This is a genomic window from Mycobacterium sp. (assembly GCF_049281135.1).
GTDB lineage: Bacteria > Actinomycetota > Actinomycetes > Mycobacteriales > Mycobacteriaceae > Mycobacterium.
This window is the reverse complement of the sequence record NZ_JBAPRN010000353.1, coordinates 1-7,609: the sequence shown is the minus strand read 5'-3', so window position 1 is coordinate 7,609 and position 7,609 is coordinate 1. Positions and strand designations below refer to the sequence as shown.

Annotated in this window: 7 protein-coding genes; 5 read left to right on the top strand and 2 right to left on the bottom strand. The window is 64.3% G+C overall.

Annotated features, from left to right (window positions below; genetic code table 11):
- Window positions 1–213 precede the first annotated feature (213 nt).
- Complete coding sequence (locus tag WAN02_RS14195) at window positions 214–1,698, bottom strand: aldehyde dehydrogenase family protein (RefSeq protein ID WP_422264838.1); 1,485 nt, start codon at window positions 1,696–1,698, stop codon at window positions 214–216.
- Between the two features lie 197 nt (window positions 1,699–1,895).
- Between WAN02_RS14195 and WAN02_RS14190 the strand changes: the two genes are divergently transcribed.
- From WAN02_RS14190 to WAN02_RS14170, 5 genes are all read left to right on the top strand, one after another.
- Window positions 1,896–3,065: an acyl-CoA dehydrogenase family protein gene (locus tag WAN02_RS14190; RefSeq protein WP_422264837.1), complete on the top strand. Its 1,170-nt coding sequence runs from the start codon at window positions 1,896–1,898 to the stop codon at window positions 3,063–3,065.
- Window positions 3,062–4,162 carry an acyl-CoA dehydrogenase family protein gene (locus tag WAN02_RS14185; RefSeq protein WP_422264836.1) on the top strand — a complete coding sequence of 367 codons (1,101 nt, stop codon included), beginning with the start codon at window positions 3,062–3,064 and terminating at the stop codon, window positions 4,160–4,162. Before WAN02_RS14190 ends, WAN02_RS14185 begins: the two co-directional genes overlap by 4 nt.
- Before the next feature lie 222 nt (window positions 4,163–4,384).
- Window positions 4,385–5,710: a TetR/AcrR family transcriptional regulator gene (locus WAN02_RS14180; protein WP_422264834.1), complete on the top strand. Its 1,326-nt coding sequence runs from the start codon at window positions 4,385–4,387 to the stop codon at window positions 5,708–5,710.
- 231 nt (window positions 5,711–5,941) lie between these two features.
- A complete protein-coding gene (locus WAN02_RS14175; RefSeq protein WP_422264833.1) occupies window positions 5,942–6,784 on the top strand; it encodes an SDR family oxidoreductase in 843 nt (280 codons plus the stop codon).
- An 87-nt stretch (window positions 6,785–6,871) separates the two neighbouring features.
- On the top strand, window positions 6,872–7,291 hold the full coding sequence (locus WAN02_RS14170; RefSeq protein ID WP_422264832.1) for a lipoprotein LpqH: 420 nt from the start codon (window positions 6,872–6,874) through the stop codon (window positions 7,289–7,291).
- Between the two features lie 21 nt (window positions 7,292–7,312).
- Here WAN02_RS14170 and WAN02_RS14165 read toward each other — a convergent pair whose 3' ends face one another.
- Complete coding sequence (locus WAN02_RS14165) at window positions 7,313–7,453, bottom strand: hypothetical protein (protein ID WP_422264831.1); 141 nt, start codon at window positions 7,451–7,453, stop codon at window positions 7,313–7,315.
- Window positions 7,454–7,609: the final 156 nt, after the last annotated feature.

Genomic DNA, 7,609 nt, shown 5'->3' with positions numbered 1-7,609 from the left:
GTTCGGAGCGAAGTACGCCCTGGTCTCGTTGGCGAACTGACCATGCAGCGGGATGACGATCGCGGCGGCATCGGCGGAGCCGATCAGGTGCCCGCAGGCGAGACCGGCCGCATAGCGGAACGCAATCTTGCGGCCGGTCGCCCGCTGTGTTTGTCCGGCGTCGGTCACGGGACAAAGGTAGCCCGCTGACAGGCTGAATTACCGCAGGTGCGGTCAGCCCACGGGGTATCCGACGGATTTGACCTCGGTGTACTGGTCGAAACCGGCCACACCGTTCTGTCGGCCAACGCCGCTGTCCTTGTACCCGCCGAACGGAACGTCGGCGCCATAAGGTGCGCCGCCGTTGACGCCGATGAAGCCGGCCTTGATGCGCCGCGCCACCGCCAGCGAATGCTCCAGCGAGCCCGACATCACGTTGCCGGCCAGACCGTACGGGCTGTCGTTGGCGATCCGGATCGCGTCTTCTTCGTCGTCGAACGGGATCACCGACAGCACCGGGCCGAAGATCTCCTCCTGGGCGATCGTCATCTTGTTGTCGACATCGGTGAAAAGCGTTGGCCGGATGAAGTATCCCTTGTCGAAGCCGGTCTCCGCGCCGGGTCCGCCGACCAGCGCGGTGGCGCCTTCCTCGACGCCCTTCTTGATGTAGTCGGTCACGCGGTCGAACTGTCGCTGCGAAATCACTGGGCCGCACAGGGTGCCCGGGTCCTGCGGGTCGCCGCAGGTGACGTTCTCGTAGATGCTCTTGAGGATCACGACACCCTCTTCGTAACGCGACCGCGGCAGCAGCATCCGGGTCGGATTGGCGCACCCTTGTCCGGCGTGCATGCAGGGGGCGATACCGATCGCACAGGCCAACCCGAAGTCGGCGTCCTCCAAGACGATGGTGGCGGACTTGCCACCGAGTTCGAGGAACAGCCGCTTCATGGTGGCCGCGCCCTTTTCCATGATCCGCTTACCAACCACCGTCGACCCGGTGAATGAGATCAAGTCGACCTTGGGCGACAGCGTAAGCTCCTCGCCGACAAAGTGATCCGATGCGGTGATGACGTTGACGGCGCCGGCCGGGATGTCGGTCTTTTCGGCGATCAGCCGGCCCAGCCGGGTCGCGTTGAACGGGGTGTTGGGCGCCGCCTTGAGCACGACGGTGTTGCCAGTGCCCAGCGCCTGGCCGAGCTTGTTGAGGGTGACCTCGAACGGGAAGTTCCACGGCACGATTGCACCGACCACGCCGACCGGCTCGCGCCACTGCTTGATGGTGGTGTTCGCCCCGGTAAGGCTGATCACGCGGTCGCCCAGGTCGGTTTCCCAGGCGTACTCGTCGATCAGCCGAGCGGGGTACTTCAACCCGTCTTGCAATGGGGCGTCCAGTTGCGGGCCGAACGTGATGGCCCGGGGGGATCCGACTTCGAGGATGAGCTCCTCGCGCAATTCCTCTTTCTCCGATTCGATCGCGTCGTGCAGCTGCAACAGGCAGCGCTTGCGCAGCTCCTTGTTGGTCGACCAGTCGGTCTCATCGAAGGCGCGGCGGGCGGTATCGATGGCCCGGTGCATGTCCTCCTTCGACGCATCGGCGACTTCCCCAAGCGGCTCCTCGGTGGCCGGGTTGAGGTTGGTGAAAGTACCGGCCTGGCCGTCGACCAACTTGCCGTCGATCATCATTTTCGGCTCGAAGCGGACCTTTACAGTGTCAGTCATGTTTGTTGCGCTTTCGTAGTTGGGACGCTGAGCAGAGCGCCAAGACGCACGATACTATGGGAAGCCTTACCGGAAGATAGCCGGTTGGCAACCCGCCGACGGAGTTTGACCCATCCCCGATGTTGTTGACCAAATATCTGTTCCACCGTAGAGTTCGCCATTGCCCGTAGTCAATCGCCCCGAAGCCAACAGGAAACGTGGATTTCTCATACCCGCCAGAGGTGGAACAGGTCCGCAAAGAGTTGCGCGCGTGGCTGGCCGCGAACCTGACCGACGAGGTCATCGCCGCGAACCGCGGGCGAGGTAGGGACGAAGCGGCGTTTCAGACCCTTCGGGCCTGGAACGCGACGATGGCCGACGCCGGCTGGGCCGCGCTCTCCTGGCCGCAGGAGTACGGCGGCCGCGGGGCGGGCGTTCTCGAGCAGCTGGTCTGCGCCGAGGAGACCACCCGCGCGCGGGTGCCGGTCCATCTCAATGTGATCGGGATGAACAACATCGCCCCGGCGATCATGCAGCACGGCACCGAGGCGCAGAAGCGCACGCTGCTCCCGCGCATGATGCGCGCCGACGACATCTGGTGTCAGGGCATGTCGGAACCCGACGCCGGCTCCGATCTCGCCTCGCTGCGCACCCGCGCGGTGCGCAGCTCTGATTCGCAAGGCGATTTCTACGTCGTCAACGGCCAGAAAATCTGGACCTCACTGGGGCATCGGGCCAAGTGGTGCCAGCTGTATGTGCGCACTGACCCGGACGCGCCGAAGCACAAGGGCATCTCGTGCCTGATTCTCGACATGTCGTTGCCGGGCATCGAAGTTCGGCCGCTGGTCACGCTGAGCGGCGACGCGGATTTCGCGGAAGTGTTCTTCAACGACGTGCGGGTGCCTGTGGATGCCCTGCTCGGCCCCGAGAACGGCGGCTGGCAGATCGCCACGACGACACTGAGTCACGAACGGGCCGGGGCCGCACGGCTCTATACCGAGATGCAGGTGCGGATGGCGGAATTGGTCACCGATCTCGCGGACGTAAAGATCGGCGACCGGCCGGTGCTCGAAGACCCGACGACGCTGCGACGTCTGGGCGAAATCGCCTTGCGCATCAAATATCTCGAGGTGCTGTGCCAACGGTCGATCTCCGCGATCCTGCACGGCGGCGACGCGTTCGCATCGGCAAGCCTCGCCAAGACGATCTGGGGTGAGGTCGGGCAGAGCATCGCCGCGTTGGCCTTCGACCTGCTCGGAACACATCCCGACGGCCGCCGCTGGACCGACTACCGCCTGACGGCCCGCTCGCTGACCATCGCCGGCGGGACGACGCAGATCAACAAGAACATCACCGCCCAACGCGTTCTGGGGTTGCCGCGCGCATGAATTTAGAGCTGACCGACGAGCAGATCGCACTGCGCGACACGGTGCGAAGCTTCCTCGCCGAAAAGGCCTCCATAGCCGAGCATGTCCGCCCGATGCTCGACGACGCGACCGGCACCACCGAGGCGGTCTGGCAGGGGCTCGCCGACGTGGGCACCACCGGCCTGCTTGTGCCGTCGGAATACGACGGCGCCGGCATGACGATGGTTGAGGCAGGCGTCGTGCTCGAAGAACTCGGCGCCGGGCTACATCCCGGGCCGTGGCTATCGACGGCCGTCGCCGCGACCCGCGCGCTGACGCGATTCGAGGTGGACGCCAGCGTGGCGGCCCCACTTTTCACCGGCATCGCGGACGGTTCCACGACCGTCACGGTGGGCCCGCTCGGCGGTGACCGCCCGAGCGCGGCCGCAAGCGGCGACGGCGTGGTGCTGCGTGGCGAGATCGACAGCGTGTGGGATGTCGCCGCCGCCGACGTGATCCTCGTGATCGCCGACGATCGGGACGGCACTGGTCTTTTCGCGATCCAGACGTCGGCGCCCGGCATCGACATCATCCCGCAAGCCGGAATCGACCAGACCCGCAAGCGATTTCGTCTACGGCTCAACAACACACCTGGGCAACGTTTGAGTGGCGCGTCTGCCGACTCAGTCGAGGCGCTTGTCGATGACGTGACGATCGCGTGGGCCGCTGACGCGCTCGGCGCGGCGCGGGCAATCCTGAACCTCGCCGTCGAATACGCCAAAGTGCGGCGCCAATTCGGCCAGCCGATCGGCGCGTTCCAGGCGGTCCAGCACCTGTGCGTCGACATGTACGAGACAGTCGAACTCGCCCGCAGCGGCGTGATCCACGCCCTCTGGGCGGCCGATGCCGGAAGTCGCGCGGAACGACATTCGGCCGCATTGCGCGCCAAGGCATTCGCCGGCCGGCTGGCCGCTGTCGGCGATACGGCTATTCAGGTCTTCGGTGGTATCGGCTACACGTGGGAGCACGACGCTCACCTGTACCTCAAGCGCCTGCTGAGCTGGAGCGCGTTTCTCGACGCACCCGACCACTGCCTCGTGCAGATCGGCGCGCAGTTCGCCGAGTCCGTCCTTCACTGAAACCATGTCACCGCGCTAATACCCTTCAACCTGCGCAATTGACGCTCAGCAACCTGGTAGCGTTAAACCAAATATTGGGTCACGGATCGCGCGGGACCGGCCTGTGGAGGTGTCGTGGGGCTTCAGCAACCATCCGAGGCTGGAGCAACTTCGAGCTCTGCGCGCCTAGACTTGCCCGATGCCGATTCGTTGGCCCGGTCCGAGCGAGCCGGACGTTCGCGCATGACACCGCGGGGACGGGGTGCCGCAAAACGTGTCCCCGACTTGGCGAACGACCGCGGCGGCTCTTATGACGACGGCACCCGTCGCACCGAAATCCTGCAAACCGCCGCATCGTTGATCGCCTCCTCGGGCCTGCGGACATCCCTGCAAGAGATCGCCGATGCCGCGGGCATATTGCCCGGAAGCCTTTATCACCATTTTGAATCGAAGGAAGCGATCCTCGTCGAACTGGTCCGGCGATATTACGCCGATCTCGATCGCATCGGCGAAATCGCTCACGAGAGATTAGACCAAGCCGACCCGCGCTCCGTCGCCGACAAGATCGTCGAATTGGGGTCCGCGATCGCGCGCTGTGCGGTACAGCACCGCGCCGCCCTGCAGATGTCGTTTTATGAGGCGCCGAGCGCAAATCCGGAACTCGTCGAACTCCTCCAAAACCCGCCGACCGCCGTGCAGCAGGCGATGTTGCAAACGTTGCGCGCCGGCAGGTGGAGCGGTTTCATTCGGTCCGACATCGACCTGCCCACGCTGGCCGACCGGATCTGCCAGACCATGATGCACGTCGGACTCGACATCATCAGGCACACCGGCGCGGCCGATCAGACCGCGGTCGTCATGTGCCGCATCATCTTGCACGGTCTGGCCAGTCGGTCGCCCAGCGATCGGGAACTGAACAGCTCCAGCGCTTTTGCCGCGGCGGAGGCGGCCATCAACACCTGGACCGACGAGGGCGAGTCGGACGGCAACGACAAGGCGGCGCACGTGCGTGCGGTGGCACGAGCTGAGTTCGGCAGAAAAGGCTACGAGGTCACCACGATCCGTGACATCGCCGCGGCGGCAGGCCTGGGCACGGGGACGGTTTATCGGCTGATCGGGTCGAAGGACGAACTCCTCGCCTCGATCATGGAGTCGTTCGGCATCAAAGCCGGCGGCGGATTCGCCAGCGTTCTGCGCACCGATGCCACGCCGGTGGAGAAGTTGGACGCACTGAGTTGGGTGAACATCAATGCGTTGGATCAGTTCCCCGATGAGTGGAAGATCCAACTCGCATGGATGCGCCAATCGCCGCCCGATACGCCCAACCCCGGCCTGGCTTTCACCATGCGCTTACGACAACTCAGAACACTGTTGTCGGAGGGGATCGAGTCGGGCGACATCCGCATCGAGGATTCGCCGTCGTTGTCGATGCTGGCGCGCTACGTCATGGATGCGTTGTGGGTGCCGGAAAACATCGTGCGGGCTCAGGGCAAGCATGCGGCGCTGCTCAATGCCCGCGACACACTGGTGCGCGGCGCCGCCGAACGTGACACATCCGCTTCAATCTGACAACCAAGATTTCGAATACGCACCGGTGGGCGCACCGGTCCCCGCATACTTGCGGGGTGCGTGTTGCCGGACTCCGTGTGATGGATTCCGCTGTCGCGGCACCGACATCTCACGCACTCGCGTGCGGATCGCGGCCTCGGACCCGGCCTGGTAATCCCGTCCTGATACCAAATATCTGTTCACGTAAAGTACTCGTGAGCCTTACTGTTGGCGTCCCTAGAGAGGAATGAAATGACTGGTATCGAGCAGTTCCGCTACGACGGCAAGCGGGCGTTGGTAGTCGGAGGTGCCACCGGCATGGGCGCCGCTGCGGCCAAGATCGTTGGAGACCTCGGAGCCGAGGTGATCAACCTGGACTACGCGCCGGTCGACGCAGGCCTAGGTCGCGGAATCCAGGTCGACCTTCGGGACCCGGCGTCGATCGACAAGGCTCTCGAGGAGGTCGGCGGACCCGTCGACGCCCTGTTCTCGGCCGCCGGCATCGCTGACGGTCCGGACTTGATGAAGATCAACTTCATCGGGCACCGGCACGTGATCGACAAGCTGATCAGCAACGGCCAGCTGGGCCGCGGCGGGGCCATCTGCTTCATCTCCTCAGTGGCCGGCATCGGCTGGGAAACCGACCTGCCTCGGCTTCAGGAGTTCTTGGCCACGCCCGACTTCGAATCGGCAGACGCCTGGAGCAAAGCCCACGAGTCGGACAACTTCGGCCACTACGGCACCAGCAAGCAGGCGATCAACGCCTATGTCGCAACGCATGCATTCCCGTTCCTGGCCAAGGGCATCCGGATCAACGCGATCTGCCCGGGTCCGACCGACACTCCCCTCGCCCGGGCGAATGCCGACCTGTGGCTGTCGTTCGCGCAGGACTACCGCGAGGCCACCGGCACCGCGACGCACACGCCCGAACAGATGGGCAACGTGATGGCGTTCCTCAACAGCGACGCCGCCGCAGGTGTCAACGGCGTGACCCTGCTCGTCGACTACGGACACGTCAACTCGTCGAATACCGGGACGTTCGCAGCGGGCAAGCCGATCATCGACTTGCTCATGGGCCGCATCTCGCTGGGCTAGCCCGTCGCGCCTGTTTACTCCCGCGGACGCACGCAGGCTGATAGAAACAGCGTGCGGGACAAACCTGCGTGCGTCGGGAGGTGTCTGGTGGGACGACGGCTCATCACCGCGGCGGTAAGCGCTTCACTCGTGGCGGCATCGTGCTCCGGGTGCTTTACGGACGACAAGGCGACGCAGAAGACCGCGCGCATCACCGTCGACAAAAACACCCGCACCTCGCATGCCATCACGTGCAGCCAGGTCGACTGGATGTTGACGGCAAACATCAGCGCCGCGCCCGCCAATGTTCGCGTGCTGCTCAAGCTGGACTCGGAGACGCCCAAGGTTGAGTCGGTCCACTTCGACAACTTCGAGGGTTTCTCCGGCGTCTCCGACTCCGGACTCGGTCAGTCGAAGATCCGGTTCGCCAAGGACACGTACACCATCACGGGGACGGCCGAAGGATCTCAGGTCAACGATCCACGCGTCTCCGTGACGGTCCCGTTCAGCATCGAAGTTGGTTGCTGAGCGACGAGCGTTGGGCAGCGGTTAGTCGGCATCCTCGTCAGGGGGTGGCTGAAACTCTTGCGCAGGCGGCGTTCGCTTCAGCCATGCCCTCAGCCGGAGAAGTGGGCTGACGACGACGCCGGTGGCCAGCAAGATCAATAGGACGATAATCGCGGCGTTCACACTCTCAATGGTGACAGGTCGAGGCGAATTACTGCGCGATCGTTGTTCCGAATTTGACCCAGGCGGTACCAATACCACTGATACCGCTGTTGCAGGAGTTGCTTGAATTGCCTATCGCGATAAATCGTTGATTCTCCGTTTGCCCAGCTAGTGGGC

Coding starts and splice junctions, on each gene's coding strand:
- WAN02_RS14195 (WP_422264838.1), bottom strand. CDS start 1,698: ATGACTGACACTGTAAAGGTCCGCTTCGAGCCGAAAATGATGATCGAC.
- WAN02_RS14185 (WP_422264836.1), top strand. CDS start 3,062: ATGAATTTAGAGCTGACCGACGAGCAGATCGCACTGCGCGACACGGTG.
- WAN02_RS14180 (WP_422264834.1), top strand. CDS start 4,385: ATGACACCGCGGGGACGGGGTGCCGCAAAACGTGTCCCCGACTTGGCG.
- WAN02_RS14175 (WP_422264833.1), top strand. CDS start 5,942: ATGACTGGTATCGAGCAGTTCCGCTACGACGGCAAGCGGGCGTTGGTA.